Annotated in this window: 23 protein-coding genes, 1 other RNA gene and 1 pseudogene; 6 read left to right on the forward strand and 19 right to left on the reverse strand. The window is 40.3% G+C overall.

Features of this window, described 5'->3' with window-relative positions:
• Nucleotides 1-49: 49 nt before the first annotated feature.
• The 3 genes from rpoZ to ODU46_RS09515 all read right to left on the reverse strand — a co-directional run bounded on the left by rpoZ (nt 50) and on the right by ODU46_RS09515 (nt 2,775).
• The gene (gene rpoZ / locus ODU46_RS09505) at nt 50-364 is read right to left on the reverse strand and encodes a DNA-directed RNA polymerase subunit omega (protein ID WP_004194153.1); all 315 of its coding nucleotides are present in this window, start codon (nt 362-364) and stop codon (nt 50-52) included.
• Between the two features lie 23 nt (nt 365-387).
• Nucleotides 388-1,014 carry a guanylate kinase gene (gmk, locus tag ODU46_RS09510; protein ID WP_024384084.1) on the reverse strand — a complete coding sequence of 209 codons (627 nt, stop codon included), beginning with the start codon at nt 1,012-1,014 and terminating at the stop codon, nt 388-390.
• A 147-nt stretch (nt 1,015-1,161) separates the two neighbouring features.
• Nucleotides 1,162-2,775 (reverse strand): ribonuclease Y, encoded by a 1,614-nt coding sequence (locus ODU46_RS09515; RefSeq protein WP_024384085.1) that lies wholly within the window; start codon nt 2,773-2,775, stop codon nt 1,162-1,164.
• Between the two features lie 128 nt (nt 2,776-2,903).
• On the opposite strand from ODU46_RS09515, the gene ODU46_RS09520 reads away from it, so the two are divergent.
• Entirely contained in the window at nt 2,904-3,386 is a 483-nt protein-coding gene (locus ODU46_RS09520; protein ID WP_004194159.1) for an S-ribosylhomocysteine lyase, read from the forward strand.
• Nucleotides 3,387-3,606: 220 nt separating this feature from the next.
• On the opposite strand, the gene ODU46_RS09525 is transcribed toward ODU46_RS09520, so the two are convergent.
• The 5 genes from ODU46_RS09525 to ODU46_RS09545 form a co-directional block, all read right to left on the reverse strand.
• A complete protein-coding gene (locus ODU46_RS09525) occupies nt 3,607-5,061 on the reverse strand; it encodes a cell division site-positioning protein MapZ family protein (RefSeq protein ID WP_395409101.1) in 1,455 nt (484 codons plus the stop codon).
• A 9-nt stretch (nt 5,062-5,070) separates the two neighbouring features.
• Nucleotides 5,071-6,237, reverse strand: a complete 1,167-nt coding sequence (locus ODU46_RS09530; RefSeq protein WP_398579550.1) for a class I SAM-dependent RNA methyltransferase — start codon at nt 6,235-6,237, stop codon at nt 5,071-5,073.
• A gap of 53 nt (nt 6,238-6,290) precedes the next feature.
• An RNA gene (gene rnpB / locus ODU46_RS09535) (RNase P RNA component class B) lies at nt 6,291-6,655 on the reverse strand.
• A 137-nt stretch (nt 6,656-6,792) separates the two neighbouring features.
• Nucleotides 6,793-7,128: a cell division regulator GpsB gene (gene gpsB / locus ODU46_RS09540; RefSeq protein ID WP_004194167.1), complete on the reverse strand. Its 336-nt coding sequence runs from the start codon at nt 7,126-7,128 to the stop codon at nt 6,793-6,795.
• A gap of 70 nt (nt 7,129-7,198) precedes the next feature.
• Nucleotides 7,199-7,738, reverse strand: coding sequence for a DUF1273 domain-containing protein (locus tag ODU46_RS09545; RefSeq protein WP_105118928.1), 540 nt, complete (start codon nt 7,736-7,738; stop codon nt 7,199-7,201).
• A gap of 65 nt (nt 7,739-7,803) precedes the next feature.
• Here ODU46_RS09545 and recU point away from each other — a divergent pair, with 65 nt between their 5' ends.
• Genes recU through rsmG form a run of 3 tightly spaced genes read left to right on the forward strand, consistent with a single transcriptional unit; the run spans nt 7,804 to nt 11,348 of the window.
• The gene (recU, locus tag ODU46_RS09550; protein WP_024384089.1) at nt 7,804-8,421 is read left to right on the forward strand and encodes a Holliday junction resolvase RecU; all 618 of its coding nucleotides are present in this window, start codon (nt 7,804-7,806) and stop codon (nt 8,419-8,421) included.
• Complete coding sequence (gene pbp1a, locus ODU46_RS09555) at nt 8,402-10,576, forward strand: penicillin-binding protein PBP1A (RefSeq protein ID WP_398579551.1); 2,175 nt, start codon at nt 8,402-8,404, stop codon at nt 10,574-10,576. Before recU ends, pbp1a begins: the two co-directional genes overlap by 20 nt.
• Before the next feature lie 58 nt (nt 10,577-10,634).
• A complete protein-coding gene (gene rsmG, locus ODU46_RS09560) occupies nt 10,635-11,348 on the forward strand; it encodes a 16S rRNA (guanine(527)-N(7))-methyltransferase RsmG (RefSeq protein ID WP_313680632.1) in 714 nt (237 codons plus the stop codon).
• Between the two features lie 41 nt (nt 11,349-11,389).
• On the opposite strand, the gene ODU46_RS09565 is transcribed toward rsmG, so the two are convergent.
• The 10 genes from ODU46_RS09565 to ODU46_RS09610 all read right to left on the reverse strand — a co-directional run bounded on the left by ODU46_RS09565 (nt 11,390) and on the right by ODU46_RS09610 (nt 19,299).
• On the reverse strand, nt 11,390-11,593 hold the full coding sequence (locus ODU46_RS09565) for a cold-shock protein (protein WP_004195223.1): 204 nt from the start codon (nt 11,591-11,593) through the stop codon (nt 11,390-11,392).
• A 159-nt stretch (nt 11,594-11,752) separates the two neighbouring features.
• Nucleotides 11,753-12,586, reverse strand: coding sequence for an energy-coupling factor transporter transmembrane protein EcfT (locus tag ODU46_RS09570; RefSeq protein WP_024381722.1), 834 nt, complete (start codon nt 12,584-12,586; stop codon nt 11,753-11,755).
• Complete coding sequence (locus tag ODU46_RS09575) at nt 12,583-14,256, reverse strand: ABC transporter ATP-binding protein (protein WP_313680631.1); 1,674 nt, start codon at nt 14,254-14,256, stop codon at nt 12,583-12,585. Before ODU46_RS09575 ends, ODU46_RS09570 begins: the two co-directional genes overlap by 4 nt.
• Nucleotides 14,257-14,362: 106 nt before the next feature.
• Nucleotides 14,363-14,527 carry a hypothetical protein gene (locus ODU46_RS09580; protein ID WP_332420441.1) on the reverse strand — a complete coding sequence of 55 codons (165 nt, stop codon included), beginning with the start codon at nt 14,525-14,527 and terminating at the stop codon, nt 14,363-14,365.
• A gap of 120 nt (nt 14,528-14,647) precedes the next feature.
• A complete protein-coding gene (locus ODU46_RS09585; protein WP_023369456.1) occupies nt 14,648-15,631 on the reverse strand; it encodes a rhodanese-related sulfurtransferase in 984 nt (327 codons plus the stop codon).
• 378 nt (nt 15,632-16,009) lie between these two features.
• A complete protein-coding gene (locus ODU46_RS09590; protein WP_398579552.1) occupies nt 16,010-16,762 on the reverse strand; it encodes a hypothetical protein in 753 nt (250 codons plus the stop codon).
• 106 nt (nt 16,763-16,868) lie between these two features.
• Complete coding sequence (locus ODU46_RS09595; RefSeq protein ID WP_024401563.1) at nt 16,869-17,417, reverse strand: ECF-type riboflavin transporter substrate-binding protein; 549 nt, start codon at nt 17,415-17,417, stop codon at nt 16,869-16,871.
• A gap of 20 nt (nt 17,418-17,437) precedes the next feature.
• A complete protein-coding gene (locus ODU46_RS09600) occupies nt 17,438-18,286 on the reverse strand; it encodes an S-adenosyl-l-methionine hydroxide adenosyltransferase family protein (protein WP_004194192.1) in 849 nt (282 codons plus the stop codon).
• 97 nt (nt 18,287-18,383) lie between these two features.
• Nucleotides 18,384-18,593: a hypothetical protein gene (locus ODU46_RS09605; protein WP_395409109.1), complete on the reverse strand. Its 210-nt coding sequence runs from the start codon at nt 18,591-18,593 to the stop codon at nt 18,384-18,386.
• Complete coding sequence (locus ODU46_RS09610; protein ID WP_004194195.1) at nt 18,583-19,299, reverse strand: YebC/PmpR family DNA-binding transcriptional regulator; 717 nt, start codon at nt 19,297-19,299, stop codon at nt 18,583-18,585. Before ODU46_RS09610 ends, ODU46_RS09605 begins: the two co-directional genes overlap by 11 nt.
• A 160-nt stretch (nt 19,300-19,459) precedes the next feature.
• Between ODU46_RS09610 and ODU46_RS09615 the strand changes: the two genes are divergently transcribed.
• Nucleotides 19,460-19,771: a PadR family transcriptional regulator gene (locus ODU46_RS09615; protein ID WP_004194196.1), complete on the forward strand. Its 312-nt coding sequence runs from the start codon at nt 19,460-19,462 to the stop codon at nt 19,769-19,771.
• Nucleotides 19,772-19,781: 10 nt separating this feature from the next.
• Nucleotides 19,782-20,408: a DUF2812 domain-containing protein gene (locus ODU46_RS09620; RefSeq protein ID WP_024379995.1), complete on the forward strand. Its 627-nt coding sequence runs from the start codon at nt 19,782-19,784 to the stop codon at nt 20,406-20,408.
• A 154-nt stretch (nt 20,409-20,562) separates the two neighbouring features.
• On the opposite strand, the pseudogene ODU46_RS09625 reads toward ODU46_RS09620, so the two are convergent.
• Nucleotides 20,563-20,807, reverse strand: a pseudogene (locus tag ODU46_RS09625) (transposase); the annotation flags it as partial.

The following is a 20,807-nucleotide window of genomic DNA, read 5'->3' on the forward strand; positions in this document are numbered from 1 at the left end:
TCCGAAAGTGAAAAGAAACCCGGATGGCAATCCCAACCGAGTCTTGTTTCTAAATCTTTTCGCCTTCTTCTTTTTCTTTAGCAATTTGAGCTTTGATTTTACGCTCTTCTTCTTCTGCCAAACGTTTAGCCTCTTCGGCACGGCGACGAACAGCCTCACGTTTCGCTTCTGGGTCTGGGTGGATGACTACATTACCTGATTCAATTTCTTCCAAGGCGCGTAGAGTGGATTTCACTGAGGTAAATTCTTGAGTTGGTTTGGCACCTGCTTCCAATTCATGGGCACGCTTAGCCTCAAGAATAACCAAAGAATACTTAGATGGTACCTTATCCAACAAGGTATCAATTGACGGCTTCAACATCATAATGCGATTCTCTCTTCTTTCTTTTATCGTTCTGCTATCTGTTCACGAATCATTTCATCGTAGCGACCAATCACTCGGTCTACACGGAAATGTTCTGCTTCGATAATACGCTTGACACGCTCAGCAGCCAACGGGACTTCATCGTTCACAACTGCATAATCATACTCACGCATCAAGGCGATCTCTTCCTTGGCACGTTCGATACGTTGAGCAATAATTTCCTCACTATCCGTTCCGCGACCAATCAAGCGATCTTGCAACTCCTCCAAGTCAGGTGGTGTCAAGAAAATGAACACCCCATCTGGAACCTTTTTCTTCACTTGGAGGGCACCCTGTACTTCAATTTCTAAAAAGACATCAATTCCCTTATCAAGAGTTTCATTGACATAGGTCAGAGGTGTTCCATAGTAATTTCCAACGTACTCTGCATATTCCAACATTTGACCCTGGCGAATCAAATCTTCAAATTCCTCACGACTACGGAAGAAATAGTCAACTCCATCAACTTCTCCCGGTCTCTGTGGACGTGTCGTCATGGATACAGAATATTCAAATTTATTATCAGAGCTTTCAAAAATTTCCTTTCGAACTGTTCCTTTTCCAACACCAGATGGGCCAGAAAAGACAATGAGTAAGCCTCGCTCTTTCATGATATCTCCTTTTAAATCTTTCATTCTAGTGTAACAAAATTTAGCATGAATTTCAACTGCTTTTAAATACGATTAGAATATTTTCTGTTCTCAATCCTAAACGAACTTTGAGCCAGTAGAAAAAGAGTCCTTCGGACTCTTCTACATTTACTTAGCAACATCTGTTGCTCTTGTTTCACGGATAACTGTGATTTTGATATTTCCTGGATAATCCAGATTATTTTCAATTTTCTCACGAACATCATGGGCCAAGATGGTAATCTGATCATCAGTGACCTTGTTAGGATGAACGATAATCCGAATTTCACGACCAGCCTGAATAGCATAGGATTGTTTAATCCCTTCAAAACTGTTGGCGATTTCTTCCAAGTCTTGCAGACGTTTGATATAGGCTTCCATAGATTCACGACGCGAACCTGGACGAGCAGCGCTCAGAGCATCTGCCGCAGCCACAATAACTGCAATAGTACTTGTCGCTTCTACATCGCCATGGTGACTAGCAATCGCATTGATAACAATTGGATTCTCTTTATATTTCTTAGCCAATTCGGTACCGATTTCAACGTGGCTTCCATCCACCTCACGGTCAATAGCTTTACCAACGTCATGTAGGAAACCAGCTCGACGGGCCAAATTCACATTCTCGCCCAATTCAGCAGCAAGTACACCTGCTAATTTAGCAACTTCGATTGAGTGGCGAAGAACATTTTGTCCATAAGAGGTACGGAAATGCAAACGTCCCATGATTTTAATCAAGTCTGGATGAAGGTTTGGTGCCCCAACTTCATAAGCAGCAGCTTCCCCATACTCACGAATACGGTTATCCATTTCTACACGGTGTTTCTCAACCAACTCCTCAATACGAGCTGGATGAATACGACCATCTTGAAGCAAGGTCTCCATGGTCATACGGGCAATCTCACGGCGAATCGGATCAAAACCTGATAGAACAACCACTTCTGGTGTATCATCAATGATAACATCGATACCTGTGAGACTTTCAAAGGTACGAATATTTCGACCCTCACGTCCAATAATCCGTCCCTTCATCGCATCATCCGGTAAATGAACCGATGTAATCGTCTGCTCAGCCACATATTCACCTGATATGCGTTGCATCGCTTGGGCTAACAAGTCCTTTGCCATCTTGTCAGAACGTTCTTTTACTTCACGCTCTGCTTCCTTGATACGAGTCGCAATTTCATGCGTCAGTTTATCACGTGTATCGGTAAGGATGATTTCCTTTGCCTCTTCTTGACTGAGGGCCGCCACTCGTTCTAACTCCAAAGCTTTTTGCTCTTCGAGTTTTACAACTTCTTGTTCACGCTCATCAATGTGCTTAGCTTTATCGGTCAAACTTTGTTCCTTTTGTTCCAAAGTCTTTTCCTTGTTGGTCAAATTATCGTCTTTGCGGTCCAAGCTAGTCGCCCGCTCTGTCAAGCGTGATTCGATTTGCTTCAACTCTTGACGTTCTGACTTAAATTCTTCTGCAATTTCTTCTCGGTACTTACGAGCTTCTTCCTTAGCTTCCAAGAGTAATTCTTTTTTCAAGGTCTGGCGATCGCGCTCAGCTGTTTTTAGAATAACCTCAGCTTGCTCTTCTGCTCGACCACGAACATTACTAGCTTCTTGTTCTGCGTTTAAAAGTGTCAATTCTGCAGTTTCTTTTGCAGATTTCATCTTCAAAGAAATGGCAAAGTAACCTAATACTAAACCAATGAGAGCAGAAACAAGTGTCACTACTACTGTAATGATATCCATATTTCTACCTCTTTTTTATAATTCGATTTTCACAAAATCTGTATCTATTTTATCATATTTGAAACGATTTCACAATTCCAAATTGTCAAATATGGTATAATAAATTCATCACTTATTTGGAGGAAACCATGAAAAAAGAAGTCACTGTCGAAAGCTTCGAGCTAGACCACACTATTGTAAAAGCACCTTACATCCGCTTAATTTCTGAAGAAGTCGGACCCAAAGGAGACATTATTACAAACTTTGATATTCGCCTTATCCAACCCAACGAAAATGCAATGGATACAGCTGGTCTACATACCATCGAGCATCTATTAGCTAAACTAATTCGCCAGCGCATCGATGGGCTAATCGACTGCTCTCCTTTCGGGTGTCGGACAGGTTTCCACATGATTATGTGGGGAAAACAAGACTCTGAAAAGATTGCTCAAGTCATCAAGTCGAGTTTGGAAGAAATTGCAGAAGGTATCACTTGGGAGGATGTTCCTGGGACAACCATTGAATCATGCGGTAACTACAAAGACCACAGCCTTCATTCAGCTAAAGAATGGGCCAAACTAATCCTTTCTCAAGGAATCTCTACCGACGCCTTTGAAAGAAAACCAATCTAACAAAAAAAGCGGATAAACCGCTCCGAACGTAGACAAACTCCTAAAAATATAAAAAATTAAAGAAGTTTGCGAAAGATAGCAAGTCATTAAACTCTTAGAAACATTGATATTTCGGCGTTTCTGAGAGTTTTTTATTTTCAACATAAAGAAAAAAAGATTGAAGAAAATTGTCCAAAATGGACTTTTTCTTCAATCCGAAGCGGATAAACCGCTTTTTTGCTTAATAATCCAAGGCATCAGAATGACCAGCACCATTGCCGACAAAGTAGCCTGTCTTACAATTTATAGAGAACAAGTAGGTCCCATCTGGTTTAAACATATTATAGTAGCCATTGCCGTTGATAATATTGACTTTTTCCAAGATATATTGATTGCCTGTTATATACCCACGCTGTTGCGAGATAGTCACAATATTTTCAAGAATACCTGGATTGAAATTCCATGCTTCATTGTTTACATCATCAATCATTGCTTGATTATAAGGAACACGACTGCGGTCACGTTGCAAGACGACACCAGCTGGCACGGCAATACCAAAGTCGGTTGTTGAGCCTGAAACCGTTGTTGAAGCGACTTCTGTTGTCGCTGGTACACCAATAGATACAGTTTCATCAGCACCTTGGTTGCTTGTGACTGCAGCCTCACTTGCTACCGTAGCCGAAGCGACTTCCTGTTGTGAACGACCAAAATTCACGACCGATGCCAATAGACTGTCAACCGCACTAATCCCTGTCGTTGTCGCAGAAAGAGATTCTCCTGATTTAACCGTCGCCGTTGTATCAATTTCACCATTAACAACGACTTCTTTATCAAACTGACCATTAATGGCCTGAATGGCTGCAATGGCTTTTTCAAGATGATCATACTGTTCTTTAGCTTTGGTATAACTGTCCGAATTCTTATCCAATTTTTCCAACAGCACTTTCAGTTCTGCTAATTTACCAAATTCTGAATTTTTTAGCTTGGTCAAACTACTATCCGTAAAGAAACTATTATAGAGCTGTTCAAAAGCGGTCACATTCGCATCTGTCGAACTTGATGCTGTCGATGACGTCTGGCTTGTACTTGTTGAACTTGAAGAAGTCACAGCATTCGATTTGTTAACCGAATTCATCCAAACCAGCGCCGTCGCCATTACACCAATCATTGAAAGCCCTACTGCTGACCAGAAGTAAAATTTCTTTTTCTGGTCCCTATCTGCGCCCTCACTATGGTCCAAGTCTTCGGCTTCATCTTCTTCCAATTCTAAACTAGAATCATCTGCCACTGAAGATAACCCCTCCATTGCTACGGTACTTGCAATCACTGTTTCTTCCAAGGTTTCCATCGGAGTTACCGAAAGTTCTTCTACAACAGGAGCAATCTCCTCACTAACTTCCGTAAGAGAAGACTCATTTGCTTCTACCTCTTCCGCGCTTTCATGTCCTTGATTTTTTTCCTCATCAGCCACCTCAACTAAAGGAAGATGATTGATTTTGGTTTCAAATTTTTGAGATTCAATTTCTGCGCGGTGTTGCTTGATATAACGATCCAAGAGACCATCATCTTCTGTCACACCCGCTTCAATTTCCTTATGTTTTTTGACTGCTTCTTCGATTGTTAAATCTTTCGCCACTTCAAAATCTAAAACTTTCTCCTCATCCAAAGGAAGATGATGACTATTTTTTTCTCCCACGATGTCCTCCTATCCTTGCACTTCTTGCACTTGACGTTTCACTCGTTGACCAAAAAATTGATAAAGATCCACTTTTAGGGTACCATTATACAGTTTGCGCTTCTTATCCGCTTGCTGTCCAAAACGGGTTTCAAACCACTCATCACTAGTTAGAATAAACTTAGACCATGTTTTGAGTGGTTCAAAAGTCTGCCCCATTTCTCGATACAGGGTAACAATGGCTTCATCATCCAACAAACGTTCTCCGTAAGGTGGATTAGAAATAATGACACCATTAATTTTATCTGTACGCAAGTCTTGCACACGCATTTGCTTGAAAACAATATCCTGCTCAACTCCTGCCGCAAATGCATTCTTCTTCGCAATTTCAATCATACGAGCATCAATATCTGATCCAGCAATATCTAATACCAAATCTGCCTTGATAGAAGCTTGCGCTTCTTTGCGTAATGCAGCGACCAATTGATCCTCAACCCACGGCCATTCCTCAAATGCAAAACTTCTCTTCAAACCTGGAGCTATATTTTTTGCCAACATAGCTGCCTCAATACAGAAAGTTCCCGATCCGCAAGTAGGGTCAATAAGCGGTTTATCTGGATACCAATTCGATAATTGCAAAATAGCAGCTGCCATATTTTCTTTGATTGGTGCGCCACCTTTTTCCACCCGATAACCACGTTTGAACAAACTAGAACCTGTCGTATCAATCATGACTGTCGCCACATCTTTCAAAATCGACACTTCAATTTTAAACTCTGCCCCCATCTCTTGCAAGGGAACCCCTTCGGGACGAGAGAAGTGTTTCTGCAGTTTCTTTACAACTGCTTTCTTAGAAATAGCCTGCACACTTGGTTCATTATGCAATTTCGATTTGACACATTTGGCCTTGGAAATAGGGAACTTGCAGCCTAGAGGCAAGTAATTTTCCCAGTCCAAGTTAAAAACTCCTTGGAACAACTCTTCAAAAGTCTTTGCTGGAAATTGTCCAACAATGATTTTAATTCTATCTGCTGAACGCAGCCAGATATTGGTTTCGATAATGGATTTTACATCTCCTTGGAATCGAACACGGCCATTTTCCACTTGACATTCATAGCCGAGATTACGAATTTCTCGACCCACAACCGCTTCCAGACCAGCTGCTGCCGTTGCAATCAATTCAAATTGTTTTTTCATTTTTTTCCTCTACAATAAAAGCTAGCAGAGCTAGCTACCTATTTTATGCAATTTTCTGTAAGCCATGTTTTGTTCCAGTGGTACTAGGTTCTACCACCTTCGATAATCATCTGTCTACTGTCTAAACAGTCAGGATTTCTGTTCATTTCCATCCATCCCATGCCCCGACCAAAGTTTGGGTTGCTAGCTTGAGGGGTTTACCGCGTTCCATTTTTTACGTTTCCATAAAAACTTCGTCACTGTGGCACTTTCAGATCTACTCTGGCATATCAAAAGACTTAGCCATTTTAACCGCCGTAACGCCCAAGGGCGTCCCTAGGCTTATTGATTCGCCTAGCACAAACACTACTGGCATCTCAGCCAGTGCTAGCATGGACTTTCCTCATGGTAGAAAACTACCACGCGATTATCCAAAAATTGCACCTTAATATCTTAGAACTTGTATCTACAAAGCAAGCCACTTTAAATCAAGGAATGTCCTTGACACAAATACAGAATATATTTGTGCACAAGAAAATAACTGCGAATAAAGTGTCAGTTTAGGTGTACAATTTTCTATTCTTGATCCTGAACGATTTGTTTTCCAAATACTTCTTTCTCCAGACGATTCAGACGGCGGAGAATATCAAAGTTTGTCGCTGAAGATGGACGTTCTGTACGCAATACGTCGTTTGATTCTTCAGTAGGAAGAGTTGTTTTGGGAGAATTTGCTGCCTGCGCTTTCAATCGAGCAATTTCACCTTTTAATTCCTTGATAATCGCTTCATAAGCATCATAGTCTTTCATAATATCATCAAGAAAATCGTTCACTTCATCTTGATCATAGCCACGAAAACCAATTTTAAAATCTTGCTCGAAAATATCTTTTGTCGTAAATTTAATACTTGCCATCTCTCTCTCCCTAATCTAAAACGTCACTACTCCTATTATATTAAAAAAAATAGGGAAAAATCAAGTCAAATCACTCAGAATTTGAAAAATTTTCAGCCTCCTCATTCAATTCTTCAAAGGTAAGCGTTTTTCTATTATATCCTTCTTTCTTTAAGACTATGTGATATAAATATTTCAAATTGGTTTCATTTTCAGAATCGTAAAACAAATAACAACCTGTCGTATTATCCAGTAGAAACTGGTTATAGTCTCTAAATTGCCCTGGGTTTTCATAGCGTGGATAGGCATACTTTACAAAATCAACCTGCTTAAACCGTGCTAACTTTGCTTGGTTAGCCTCATTCCACTGTTCGCCATGATTTTCAAATGGAAATATTGTTGCAATACTCAGTTGATACCCCTCGGCTCGTAAATCTTCTAAGACTTCTAAGGCCCAGTATTCAAAGCCCAATTGACCTGTCAGTATAAACCAACTGACACCTTCTTCTAAAAAACGAATAAAATTCCTACGAATTGCAGATTTAATAATGTGCAGTCGAGGATCTTTTTCTGAAAAAATTCCCAGGTCTGTATGTCTATAACCTGTTACCAAAAGGCTCTTAGTATCCATTTCTTGTACTCTTTTCGCTAATTATGGTATAATATGCTGATATTATTTTATCAAGAAGGAGTTCTATGGTCAATTATCCTCATAAGGTGTCAAAAAAAATCAATAGAACCAGTCCTGTTTCATCCCAGCGAGTAAACTTTGCTAATCGCGGAATGTCTTTTGAGGCCGCTATCAACGATAGCAATCAATATTACCTTGCGCACGATATTGCTGTCATTCACAAGAAGCCAACTCCCGTGCAAATTGTAAAAGTTGATTACCCCAAACGGAGCCGTGCTAAGATTGTCGAGGCATACTTTCGACAGGCATCTACCACAGACTACTCTGGTGTTTTTAAAAGACATTATATTGATTTTGAAGCGAAAGAGACACGCCAAAAAGCATCCATGCCTATGAAAAATTTTCATGCGCATCAGATTGAACACATGAAACAGGTTGTAAAACAAGGTGGCATTTGTTTTGTCCTTCTTCACTTTTCAACATTAAAAGAAACCTATCTCTTGCCAGCCACTCATTTGATCGAATTTTATCAAGTAGACATGGGTAGTAAGTCGATGCCTCTAACCTTTATTCGACAATACGGCTTTGAGATTCAAATGGGGCGTTTCCCCAGCATCCCATATCTGGAAATCGTTGAAAAAAATCTATTAGGTGGTGAATCTTTTGAAAACTACAACAATTAAAAAAGCTCTTCTAATCACTGCAAATATTTTACTTGCGGGGGCTATCATTGCCTGCCTGGCCGGAGCTGCATTGGTTGTTTACTACATCCAAAGCGCTCCAGAATTGACAGAAGAATCTTTGACAGCAACTGTATCAAGTAAAATTTACGATAAGAACGGAAATCTTATTGCAGATTTAGGAGCAGAAAAACGTTCGAGTGCCAAGACTGAAGAAATTCCAACAGACTTAGTAAATGCGATTGTCGCAATCGAAGACCAACGCTTCTTCAATCATAGAGGGGTTGACGTGATTCGTATTGCAGGTTCCCTGATTAATAACTTGAGCGGGGGACGTTTGCAGGGTGGCTCGACACTTGACCAGCAGTTTATCAAACTGACTTATTTCTCGACATCCGTAGAAGATCAAAATCTAAAACGGAAAATTCAAGAGGCTTGGCTGGCTACTCAATTGGAACGGCGCAATACCAAACAAGAGATTTTGACCTACTACATCAACAAGGTGTATATGTCAAATGGTAATTACGGTATGAAGACTGCTGCTCTTGCTTTTTATGGAAAAGAGTTAAAAGATTTGACTCTTCCTCAATTAGCTCTTTTAGCAGGAATGCCCCAAGCGCCAAACCAATATGATCCTTATACCAATCCAGAAGATGCAAAAACACGTCGCGATTTGGTATTGGCTGAGATGCTGGAAGAAAAGTACATTGATAATACCCAGTATGAACAAGCTGTTCTAACACCTGTAACAGATGGTTTGCAACCATTATCTAATGCAGCTGCTTATCCTGCTTATATGGACAACTATCTGAAACAAGTCGTTGAAGAAGTTGAAGCAAAAACAGGTTACAACTTGCTGACAACAGGGATGGATGTCTATACGAACGTCGATCCTGCCGCCCAGCAACAACTTTGGAATATCTACAATACAGATATGTATGTCAGCTATCCAGATGATTTATTACAGGTAGCTTCAACGGTTGTGGATGTTTCTAATGGTAAAGTCGTTGCGCAATTAGGTGGTCGTAAACAAGAAACAAACGTCTCATTTGGTACCAACCAAGCCGTTGAAACCAACCGCGACTTTGGTTCTACAATGAAGCCAATCACAGACTATGCTCCTGCTTTTGAAAACGGCATTTATACATCTACAGCAGATTTAATCTTAGACGGTCCTTATAATTACCCTGGTACAACAACTCCTGTCAATAACTGGGATAAACAATACTATGGTAATATCTCTGTTAAGACTGCTATTCAGTATTCTCGAAATGTTACAGCCGTTAAAGCATTGGAAGCTACAGGTTTAGAAAATGCCTTGAAATTTTTGAATAGCGTTGGTATCGATTACCCAGATATTCATTACTCTAATGCTATTTCAAGTAATACATCCGACACTGGTAGCCAGTATGGGGCAAGTAGTGAAAAGATGGCTGCTGCCTACGCCGCTTTTGCCAATGGCGGCACATACTACGCTCCGCAGTATGTCAATAAAATTGTCTTTAGTGACGGAACAGTAACAGAATACGCTCCTCAAGGGACTCAAGTCATGTCTGCCGAAACAGCCTACATGATGACCGATATGATGAAGGCTGTTATGTCCTATGGTTATGGATTAAACGCTTCTGTTAGTGGAGTTCCTATGGCAGGTAAAACAGGTACATCAAACTATACCGATAGCGAAACAGATACTATTCTAGCTGCAATTCCAGAAGCAAATTATAGCTACATGGTCGTTCCTGATGAAAACTTCGTTGGATATTCTAGTCAGTATGCAATGGCTGTTTGGACCGGATATACCAATCGTATGACTCCTATCCTTGATAACAGCATGCGAATTGCAACAGATGTCTACCACAATATGATGCTCTTTATGCATTCGGACTATACTGCTACCGATTGGGAGATGCCAAGCGGACTCGTACGTTACGGTTCCAACTACTATCTCAGAGGTAGTCGCTCACTCTCCAATGCTTATAACACGTACACTAGCTCTAGTACAAGTTCTTCTAGTTCGACTGAAACTAGTGAAACAACCGAAGCGACGACAACATCAAGCGAAACATCATCTGGAACTTCAACCGAGACTGCAACTTCTTCAACTGAAACTGCAACAACAGGAAACAATCCTGCGACGGGACAGACAGATGGTCAATAAGAAAATTCCCAGACTCTTCTGGGTTTTTCTTTTGCTTAAATTATGATAAGATAAGATTATGAAACCTGAAGTATTTTATAAAACCTTGGCAGACCAAGGTATTCAATTAACTGACCAACAAAAACACCAATTTCATCGCTATTTCCAACTATTGGTGGAATGGAATGAGAAAATCAATCTGACAGCTATTACCGAAGAAAGCGAAGTCTATCTGAAGCATTTCTACGATTCTAGCGCTCCAATCCTGCAAGGCCATATTCAGAACGAACCTCTTCGGCTTTTAGATATTGGAGCTGGAGCTGGATTTCCTAGCCTACCTATGAAGATTATCTTTCCGCAACTAGATGTTACCATCATTGATTCTCTTAATAAACGAATTAACTTTTTACATTTGCTTGCCGAAGAACTAGAGCTCGAAGGTGTTCATTTCTATCATGGTCGTGCAGAAGACTTTGCACAAGATAAGAACTTCCGTTCACAATTTGACCTTGTCACAGCACGCGCAGTTGCCCGCATGCAGATTCTTTCTGAATTGACTATTCCTTATTTGAAGCTCAACGGAAAATTAATCGCACTCAAGGCGTCCAGCGCAGAAGATGAATTGACCCAGGCAAAAAATGCACTCAATCTCCTCTTCGCAAAAGTCATCGAAAACCACGACTATACTCTTCCAAATGGCGACCCTCGAACATTGACCATCGTCGAAAAGAAAAAGGAAACTCCAAATAAGTTTCCACGCAAAGCTGGTATGCCAAATAAAAGACCCCTTTAAACATAAGAAAAGCGAGTTTCACTAAGAAACCCGCTCTTTTATTATCCAATTTTTGTAATATTGGTTGCTTGAAGACCACGTTGGCCTTGCTCCACTTCAAATGTCACTTTTTGACCATCTTCCAAAGATTTAAAACCATTAGACTGAATTTCAGAAAAGTGTGCAAATACATCTGGACCGTTTTCTTGAGCAATAAAACCAAATCCCTTTTCTGCATTAAACCATTTAACTGTACCTTGTACCATTTGTGTTACCTCTTTTTATTTATTTGTAAAACTTATCAAGAGGAAAAACAAAAGATGAAACTGATACTTAAACTCTAAACTTATTTACATTCTCTACTGTAACAGTATATTTCCTATATGTCAACGATAAAGGGTTAATCGGCCCAATAAACTCAATAATCATCGCCACGGATTATAGAATCGACCCTGATTAACAAAAAATAGATAGATTGTCACAACTACTAGAGCAAGAATAAATAGCAAGACAGCGTAATCTATTCTCTGTAGAGGCTGTTGGGTATACCATGTTCTTTTTTTATTCTTTCCAAAACGCCGCAATTCCATAGCCGTTGAAATCGTATCAATCCTCTCCAAGGAGCTGAAAATCAGAGGAATGACAAGGGATAGATTCCCTTTTATACGATCCATCAATTTTCCTTTCCTGGACAATTCCAAACCACGCGCTTCTTGAGACATTCGAATCGTATAAAACTCTTCTTGAATATCTGGAATATAGCGCATGGTCAAACTGACTGCGTAAGCAACTTTGTAGGATACCCCAATTTGATTCAAGCTGGAAGCAAACTGGCTAGGATGAGTGGTCATGAGAAAGATAATCGCTAAAGGAACTGTACAAAAATACTTCAAGAGAAGATTTACCAGATAAAATGCTTGCTGACTCGTCAAGGAATAAACTCCCAGACCTGATAGCAAGGGAGTGTCTGCTCCGTAAAGTTCCACTCCATACCGTGGTGCAAACAAGTGAACCATCAGGGCATTCATTGCAGCAAAAATGATCGTCAGAATTAAAACAAGAGAGATTTCTTTATAACGAATCCCTGACATTTTGAACAAGGCTAGAGAAAATACTGCGATAAAAAGAATCAAGCGGGTATCGTAAGTAATCATAGCAAGAATGGAAACTATGAGAAAAAAGAGTAATTTACTGACAGCCGATAAACTATGAATAAAGCCAGTTCCTGGATGGTAACCAATTAGTTTTTGTTGACTCATCTTCCTCTCCTTTCTTCCTGCATATAAAACGTGGTTAATTCTAAAGGATTAACTCCCAACCTCTCCGCCAAGTGAAAAATTGATGTTTCTTTTAAATTGGCTCGCTCAATCACCGTATCATCAGATAAAATTTCTGCTGGACTGGCATCTTCAATAATCTGCCCATCCACCACAACAACAGCTCTATCTGAATAATCTAGCATGAGTTGCATGTCATGGGTAATCATGACAATGGTGTGCCCTTGAGCATTTAATTGGTCCAAAAACTCCATCATTTCCCGATAATGCCGTTGATCTTGTCCTGCTGTTGGCTCATCTAGCAAAATAATTTCTGGATTGAGAACCAAGATAGATGCTATCGTTACCCGTTTTTTCTGCCCATACGAAAGTGCCGAAATCGGCCAATTACGAAACGGATACAGGCCACATACCTTCAAAATATGGTGAACTCGGTGTTCGATTTCTTCTTCTGTCACCCCTCGCATGCGCAAACCAAGGGCAACCTCATCAAAGATCATCGTTTGGCTAATCATTTGGTTGGGATTCTGAAGAACATAACCAATCCGTTCTGCTCGCTCTTTGACAGAATCTTCTTTGATTGACTGCCCCTTCCAGAGAATCTCACCCTCACCCTGAATAAAACCACAAAGCACCTTGGCTAAAGTAGATTTCCCAGCACCATTTTTTCCAACAATAGCTAGACGTTCCCCCTTATGAATCGTCAGTTGAATGTCTGTAAGAACTTGTTTGTTAGGATAGGAAAAATGAAGATGCTCGACTTCTAACAAAGCCTCTTTCTCTCCATTTTCAAAGTGTAGAGTCGGTAGGGATGCTATATTCAAAGCCTCAATATCAATTTCCCAAACTGAGGAGAGGTGTTCTGACTGCGCAATCGGATACCCTAAGGCGCGAAGAGTCGATAGATATAAGGGTTCACGGATGCCGTTTTCCTGTAACAATGAGGTACGTAATAAATCATCAGGTCCTCCATTGAACAAAATCCGACCGTCATTAATCAATACAACTCGGTCCACCTGACGATACAGTACGTCCTCTAAACGGTGTTCGATAATAATGGTTGTGGTCCCTTCTTGCTTGTGCAGACGGTCAATCAAATCAATCGTATCTTGGCCCGATTTGGGATCTAAATTAGCAAGTGGCTCATCAAACAACAAAATAGGACTCTCATCAATAAGAACTCCGCCCAGACTGACACGTTGCTTTTGACCTCCAGATAAATCTTGTGGTCGATGTGCCAGCAAATCGGTCAAAGACAGTCTTTCTGCCCAATCTCCTACTTTTTGCTTCATCACCACCTGGCTTTCCATGTCGTTTTCCAAGGCAAATGCTAGGTCCTCGGCAACTGATAAGCCAATGAATTGACCATCTGTATCTTGAAGAACCGTTGATACGAGCAAGGACTTATCATAAACCGAAAGATTAAAAGCTTCCTGACCATCCAATAGTAAACTTCCGCTATGTTCTCCCTTGTAAATATTGGGAATAATACCATTAAGACATTGTCCAATCGTCGACTTTCCTGAACCAGATGGGCCAATAATCAGAACTTTCTCTCCCTGATAAATCGTTAACTGAATATCTTTTAAAGTAGGTTCCTGTTGCGCTTGGTATCTAAATGTAAAATCTTTAAACTCAATGATTTTTTTCATAGGACTATTATAGCGTAAATTGACTCTGAAAAAAAGGAAGAATCATCAGTTTCTCCCTTTTCAAATACCTTCATCCATGATTCTAGAGCAGATGAATTCTACCTTCTTACCTCACAATCACATTAAAATGATCCCCATCAAGGTCCGTAAAACTTGCTCCATAAAAGCCGTGGGCATCTGTCGAGCGAGCTGCAATTGGTCCACCATTTGCTTCAACACGCTCGATAAGTCTACCCACTTCTTCTCTACTCACCACATTAAGCGAAATCAAGACTTCATCTCCTTCTCTTTTCTAATTGATCGGCTTCGTATAGAATGGACTGAAAAAAATATAAAGAATTCTGATTGAACAAAAAAATTGCACTGATTTTTCAATGCAATTTTGGTATTACTAAGCATTTGCTGGAGTCAGAGTTTCCCCAATCGCTTCCAAGCGTTCTGCCCATTCTTGACGAGTCAAGCCGTTTTCAGAAATGTAACGGTTGCGCTCATGAGCACGGCATTCAGCTGAACAGCCACGAACATACTTGTGCTCATTCTCTTCTGATGTCAAAATACGACGGTTACAGAATGGATTGCCACAGTTGACATAGCGCTCACATGGTGTGCCATCGAACCAGTCCTTACCAACGACAACTGGGTTAACATGGTTAACATCGACCGCGATACGCTCGTCAAAGACATACATCTTACCATCCCACAATTCGCCACGAACTTCTGGGTCTTTACCATAGGTTGCGATACCACCGTGGAGCTGGCCGACATCCTTGTAGCCTTCACGAACCATCCAACCTGAGAATTTCTCACAGCGAACACCACCAGTACAGTAAACAACTACGCGCTTGTCCATGAATTTCTCTTTGTTATCACGGACCCATTGTGGCAATTCACGGAAGTTGCGGATGTCTGGGCGGATGGCACCACGGAAATGCCCAAGGTCGTACTCGTAGTCATTACGTGTATCCAAAACAACTGTATCTTCGTCCAAGAGAGCTTCTTTGAACTCTTTTGGTGACAAGTAGGCACCTGTTGTTACAAGTGGGTCAATATCGTTGTCAAAGTCATTGTCTTCCAAACCAAGGTGGACAATTTCTTTTTTATAACGAACAAACATTTTCTTGAAAGCTTGCTCATTTTCTTCATCAATCTTAAACCACAAATCGCTGAACAATGGGTTTGCATGAACGTAGTCCATGTACTTTTGAGTTGTTTCATAGTCACCAGAAACAGTACCGTTGATTCCCTCATCAGCAATCAAAATACGTCCTTTGAGTCCGATAGACTTACAGAAAGCTAGATGCTCCGCAGCATAGGCTTCCGCATTTTCAATTGGGACATATTTATAATAAAGTAATACACGAATGTCTTTTGACATGATTTCTCCTTCTCAATCTTTGCAATAGATGATAAAACTCTGTCATTTCTAATAAATGATACCTTACGATTATATCGTTTAGCCCCTCAAAAGACAAAAATCTGAACTGAAAATTTAGAACCTCTATTCGCAGGTTCAGTGCTTATATGTAAAAAATACGGTAACATGGATGACATGCTACCGCATTTATTGAAGGTTCGCTATAACTTCTTAGTCGTCTAATTCTATTTTCAGCTGTCGGAGTTTTTCCAAGGTATCATGTCCGATAAGTTGGTCCACTTTTCGCTTATGGCGTCTAGCAATATTTTCCTTCCATTTATCTTCAATAGGATTATGTGGCTTCTCAATTTTCCTTTGCTCTTTGATTTCTCTTGCCTCCTACCACTCCACTCCTTTAACAACTTCTTCCCAATAGCTGGCAATGGCAGAGCAGAGATAGAGTTGGACCTTCTTCAACCAGTGTCCAAAAAAAGTTTGCGGAGCATTTTCCTCCACTAGCCGATAGGTCCTTTGGATTTCAATAAGTTGACTTTGATATTTTTCCCACTGGAGCATAGCTTTACTCGGCTTTTTTCGATAAAGTTGACGCTGTTTGATTAGAGCTATATACGGTGCAACAAAACGACTCGTCCGTATCTTGATAAAATTTCTGGAGGGGCGAATGGCAACCAGCATGCCTGAGGCCAATAGGCGTTCAACCTCCCTTGCCTGATGATCTGGAAAACGGTAATGGACTTGCCACCCCTCTTCTTCAACCACTAAGCGAATCTGCATCCTACCATTTTGCCAACTCGCCTCCACCTCTTGCTTTTCATCCCATAACTTTTGAAAAAAGAGAAGAAGGTAGTAGCCTTGTTTACTAAGTTCATACCAACTGTTCGTGTGGTAAAGGTAGGTCCGAATCGCTCCCTTCATATAAAATTCGCCATGGAAATCATAAAAAGTTGGCTGTTTATATGTAGATTGTGATGGGTGGTTACTAACTCGGAAAACCTTATAATAATAACTATTCCAAAGAATGCATCCATAAATTGATTTCGTCGTTTTCGATTGATAAAGACTTAAAACTTCCTCGTCAGGATTGAGTATAGAATGAATAATCGGTCCCAACTTTTCTTCTGTCCAGACCATACTTCTCCCCTTGAACACATGTTTTCGTTTGTTTTATATTATTATATCATATATGTATTTTTTTGTATTGAAAAACCCTAGAATCTTTTCTAGGGAAAATAAAAACTTAATCTTTAGACAAGCTACCTGTCTTCGTTTGAGATTTTGCGTAAACAGCCAAAAGGAGTGTCCCTGCAATAGCAACCGTAATACTGTTTACAATACCTGCTACAAGTCCCTGTGCAAAGACCTTATTCGCCGCCTCACTGTAGATAAGAATATCTAAAACTGGGGCAATGATTCCCCAAGCAATGAGGTTAGCTACTACTTGAAAAATATTGAAAGCAAAAATATCTTTTCCGTCAAAAATTCCTTCTTGAATACGCAGACGATTTCTAGCAAAACCTAACACCAAGCCAAAAACTGCTGAGGCTAGAACCCATGACCACCAAGGCGACCCACCTCGCAGTGCGTCTATAAAGGCATGACCAATAAGCCCTACAAAGAAACCAACAATTGGTCCAAAAACAATTGACAAGAGCGACTGAACTGCATACTGCAATTGAATGTAGGTATTTGGTACAAAGGTTGGAATACTAATCAGCAAACCAATAACCACAAAGAGGGCTGCGCCGATACCAGTAGCAACGACTGTTTTGATTGAATTATTTTTCATAACTATCTCCTAAAATTTCTTTAATTACTAATACGTTTGATTTCAATATGCCAGTTTTGACCTACACCGACATTATAAGCCTTGGCAAATGAGCCCTGATTAATCGCAACACCTACACGATAGAGGGAATTGATATAAATCAATGGCTGTCCGATACGTACATCCGCAAAAGACTTGCCGTAGGTTACTTGGTTTTGATACACAAGCATGTCGTTATTGTATATGGTCACTTCAAAGCGATCTTCAAACTGCGGTTGCAAGGTGTAAAATTCTTCCCTCGTAATCGAGGTCCAAAGCGAGCCGAATCTAACATCTAGAATATCAATTGCGCCTTTTACATAATCTGAACCAACTTCCGTTGGGACTGTTGGAATTTCCACAATCTTATCCACGCTTAATTCTGGACCAACTTCTTCAAAGCTAATGTGTCCAGAAGCCAATTTAGCTCCCGTATAGGCATAAACATCTCGACCATGGAAGGTGTACGAATGTTCTGTATTGGCACGGCGATTGGCCACCTCTGAAATTTCTCGAACCGCCTTTATCCCCACATATTTTTTGATGAAGGATAGCGTCCCATTATCTGGCGTTACAATATAGTGATTTTGTTCGGTCAAAGCCACTACACTCTTACGTTTTGAACCAACTCCTGGGTCAACAACCGAAACAAATGTTGTCCCCTCCGGCCAGTATTCGACCGTTTGAAAGAGGCGATAAGAACCTTCAAAGATATTGTACGGAGTAATATCATGTGTTAGATGGTGAACAACTAAATCTCTCGATTCTTGGAGAGCAACACCAATCATCGCTGAAACTGCACCATCAACTAAACCAAAATCTGATTGTAAAACAAGTAAATTATTTGACATACATTCTCCTAATCTTATTACCGTTCTATGATAACAGAAAACCCGTGACCATTCAAATAGATATTTCCAAAGCCTGGCTATAGTTTTTCCTTATACCTCATCTGTCAAGCACTCTACTATCAGCCACCGAAAATTTTTCCATCGTACCTTCTTCGAACTTAAGATAAAATCCCCCACTCTCTAGTTCCAACCAACTATCGTCTTTGAGCAATTGGATACAAAGAAAACTGCCTGCCGGCAGTTCCAATCTCCAACCTTTTAAGCCAAAAATTGTCCTCATGGACAATTTTTGTTGCTTAAAAGCCATCTACATTCGTGTAGATTTTTTGGACGTCTTCGTCGTCTTCGAGGGCGTCGTAGAGTTTTTCAAATGTTGCGAGGTCATCGCCTTCAAGTGATACTTCTGATTGTGGAATCATTTCAAGTTCAGTAACGTTGAACTCTTGAATTCCTGATTCTTTGAGTGCCACGATTGCCTTGTGCAAATCCGTTGGAGCTGTATAGACAGTGATTGTGCCGTCTTCTGCTTCTACATCATCGACTTCAACATCTGCTTCTAAGAGCAATTCGAAGATGGCATCTGCATCATCACCAGCAAATACAACCACACCTTTTTTATCAAACATGAATGATACGGAACCAGATGCACCCATGTTTCCACCGTTTTTACCAAAGGCAGAGCGAACATTGGCTGCGGTACGGTTTACGTTTGATGTCAAGGTATCAACGATAATCATAGAACCATTTGGTCCAAAGCCTTCGTAACGACCTTCCACGAAGGTTTCATCTGTGTTTCCTTTTGCCTTGTCAATGGCCTTGTCAATGATGTGTTTTGGAACCTGCGCTTGCTTAGCACGGTCGATAACAAATTTCAGCGCTGAGTTTGTTTCTGGATCTGGGTCACCCTTTTTCGCTGCTACATAGATTTCAACACCAAATTTGGCGTAAACTTTTGAGTTAGCACCGTCTTTTGCGGTTTTCTTGGCTACAATATTGGCCCATTTACGTCCCATGGGGAACCTCCTACATTTTATAAAATCGCTTTATTATACCATAAATGGCAAGGATTGAGAAGATTTTTAAAATCTTCTTCACTATACAGTTGACATGTATAGTTTTCCGATATATAATACATAGTACAACTGCACATTTGAACTACATAGGAGAAGCCAAATGAAAAGGAACAAGCACCTCCCCTTAACGGAGACAACCTACTATATTCTATTAGCCCTCTTGGAACCTGCCCATGGCTACCATATCATGCAAAAAGTAGAGGATATGAGTGATGGTGATGTGAAAATTGCTGCAGGAACCATGTATGGAGCGATTGAGAATCTTTTGAAACTAAAATGGATTTGTTCCGTTCCAAGTTCCGATAAAAGAAGAAAAGTCTATCAAGTAACAGCAACGGGACAAGAGATTATTAAACTGGAAACACAGCGTATTCAAAAACTACATCATATTGCCAAAGAATTAGGTTTTTAAGGAGGAAGCCATGATAAGACACAAATTATTCACCAGTTTACAAGAGGAAGAACATTGGATTAATTCGATTCAATCCGAAGGTTATCAGCTTGTCAAAGTAACTCCATGGACAGCAGCCTATCATTTTGAAAAATGTAGTCGACCCCCTCATCCCGTACGCCTTGATTTTCATGAACATATTGCAAAAGGAGAATATTCAAATTACCTCTCTCTATTTGAAGACTGTGGTTGGCAACCTATACAAGGTAGTCGTAGATGTGGCATCCATTATTTTCAACAAACAATCGAAGCTTCAAGCACAGAAATTTTTTCTGATACCGAATCGAAAAAAGCATTCTATTCACGCTACCAAAATTATGCCTACTCCTATTTCGGATTATTTCTGACTTTATTTTTTATCCATTACCAAGTTGGACTCCAAAATGGATACACACTTTGGAATCCTAAATCCTGGTACCTAACTCCAGGACTATGGGAACGGACTGGTACCAGTTTTTGGTTTGGTTTTCTCTTTGAAACCCCATTCGCATTGTTTAGAAGTGGCATCATTCCGTTATTTTTCCTTGCTTGGTCTATTTATTTCCTCCATATCGCTGAAAAAGGTAAAAAAGAAGCGAAGAAATTAGAAAAATACTGATGGCATACTATCCAAAGTCATAACCACCCGTGAAAACGGGTGGCTTGTACACCGGCTATAAGCCGTTTCTCTCCAGCGACGTCTAAAGACGTTCGCTGAACTTCGTTCAGGTTAGTGCTATAATTACTTGACTAATGCCCGTAACAACGGGCTTTTATCTTGTTCTAAAACTGCCATCTGAAAATGGATCTTCATACTCTTTGACGCTCAATTTATCAAGTGCAATGTCATTGAACAACTAATCTCCCAGATTAGTTGTTTACTCGCGAATGTATTTCGCAACTGTCTTTTCGTTCAGCCCAACGGTACTAACATAGTAGCCTCTAGCCCAAAACTTTCGATTTCCATACTTATATTTCAAATTAGCGTGTTTATCAAATATCATTAGAGCACTTTTAC

The organism is Streptococcus sp. 2020WUSS089 (assembly GCF_044427405.1).
Taxonomy (GTDB): domain Bacteria; phylum Bacillota; class Bacilli; order Lactobacillales; family Streptococcaceae; genus Streptococcus; species Streptococcus hashimotonensis.

What these genes read in the sequence shown, in the direction of transcription:
- rpoZ (WP_004194153.1), bottom strand. Translation starts at nt 364, where the DNA reads ATGATGTTGAAGCCGTCAATTGATACCTTGTTGGATAAGGTACCATCT.
- gmk (WP_024384084.1), bottom strand. Translation starts at nt 1,014, where the DNA reads ATGAAAGAGCGAGGCTTACTCATTGTCTTTTCTGGCCCATCTGGTGTT.
- ODU46_RS09515 (WP_024384085.1), bottom strand. Translation starts at nt 2,775, where the DNA reads ATGGATATCATTACAGTAGTAGTGACACTTGTTTCTGCTCTCATTGGT.
- ODU46_RS09520 (WP_004194159.1), top strand. Translation starts at nt 2,904, where the DNA reads ATGAAAAAAGAAGTCACTGTCGAAAGCTTCGAGCTAGACCACACTATT.
- ODU46_RS09530 (WP_398579550.1), bottom strand. Translation starts at nt 6,237, where the DNA reads ATGAAAAAACAATTTGAATTGATTGCAACGGCAGCAGCTGGTCTGGAA.
- gpsB (WP_004194167.1), bottom strand. Translation starts at nt 7,128, where the DNA reads ATGGCAAGTATTAAATTTACGACAAAAGATATTTTCGAGCAAGATTTT.
- ODU46_RS09545 (WP_105118928.1), bottom strand. Translation starts at nt 7,738, where the DNA reads ATGGATACTAAGAGCCTTTTGGTAACAGGTTATAGACATACAGACCTG.
- recU (WP_024384089.1), top strand. Translation starts at nt 7,804, where the DNA reads ATGGTCAATTATCCTCATAAGGTGTCAAAAAAAATCAATAGAACCAGT.
- rsmG (WP_313680632.1), top strand. Translation starts at nt 10,635, where the DNA reads ATGAAACCTGAAGTATTTTATAAAACCTTGGCAGACCAAGGTATTCAA.
- ODU46_RS09565 (WP_004195223.1), bottom strand. Translation starts at nt 11,593, where the DNA reads ATGGTACAAGGTACAGTTAAATGGTTTAATGCAGAAAAGGGATTTGGT.
- ODU46_RS09570 (WP_024381722.1), bottom strand. Translation starts at nt 12,586, where the DNA reads ATGAGTCAACAAAAACTAATTGGTTACCATCCAGGAACTGGCTTTATT.
- ODU46_RS09575 (WP_313680631.1), bottom strand. Translation starts at nt 14,256, where the DNA reads ATGAAAAAAATCATTGAGTTTAAAGATTTTACATTTAGATACCAAGCG.
- ODU46_RS09585 (WP_023369456.1), bottom strand. Translation starts at nt 15,631, where the DNA reads ATGTCAAAAGACATTCGTGTATTACTTTATTATAAATATGTCCCAATT.
- ODU46_RS09590 (WP_398579552.1), bottom strand. Translation starts at nt 16,762, where the DNA reads ATGGTCTGGACAGAAGAAAAGTTGGGACCGATTATTCATTCTATACTC.
- ODU46_RS09595 (WP_024401563.1), bottom strand. Translation starts at nt 17,417, where the DNA reads ATGAAAAATAATTCAATCAAAACAGTCGTTGCTACTGGTATCGGCGCA.
- ODU46_RS09600 (WP_004194192.1), bottom strand. Translation starts at nt 18,286, where the DNA reads ATGTCAAATAATTTACTTGTTTTACAATCAGATTTTGGTTTAGTTGAT.
- ODU46_RS09605 (WP_395409109.1), bottom strand. Translation starts at nt 18,593, where the DNA reads ATGGCTTTTAAGCAACAAAAATTGTCCATGAGGACAATTTTTGGCTTA.
- ODU46_RS09610 (WP_004194195.1), bottom strand. Translation starts at nt 19,299, where the DNA reads ATGGGACGTAAATGGGCCAATATTGTAGCCAAGAAAACCGCAAAAGAC.
- ODU46_RS09615 (WP_004194196.1), top strand. Translation starts at nt 19,460, where the DNA reads ATGAAAAGGAACAAGCACCTCCCCTTAACGGAGACAACCTACTATATT.
- ODU46_RS09620 (WP_024379995.1), top strand. Translation starts at nt 19,782, where the DNA reads ATGATAAGACACAAATTATTCACCAGTTTACAAGAGGAAGAACATTGG.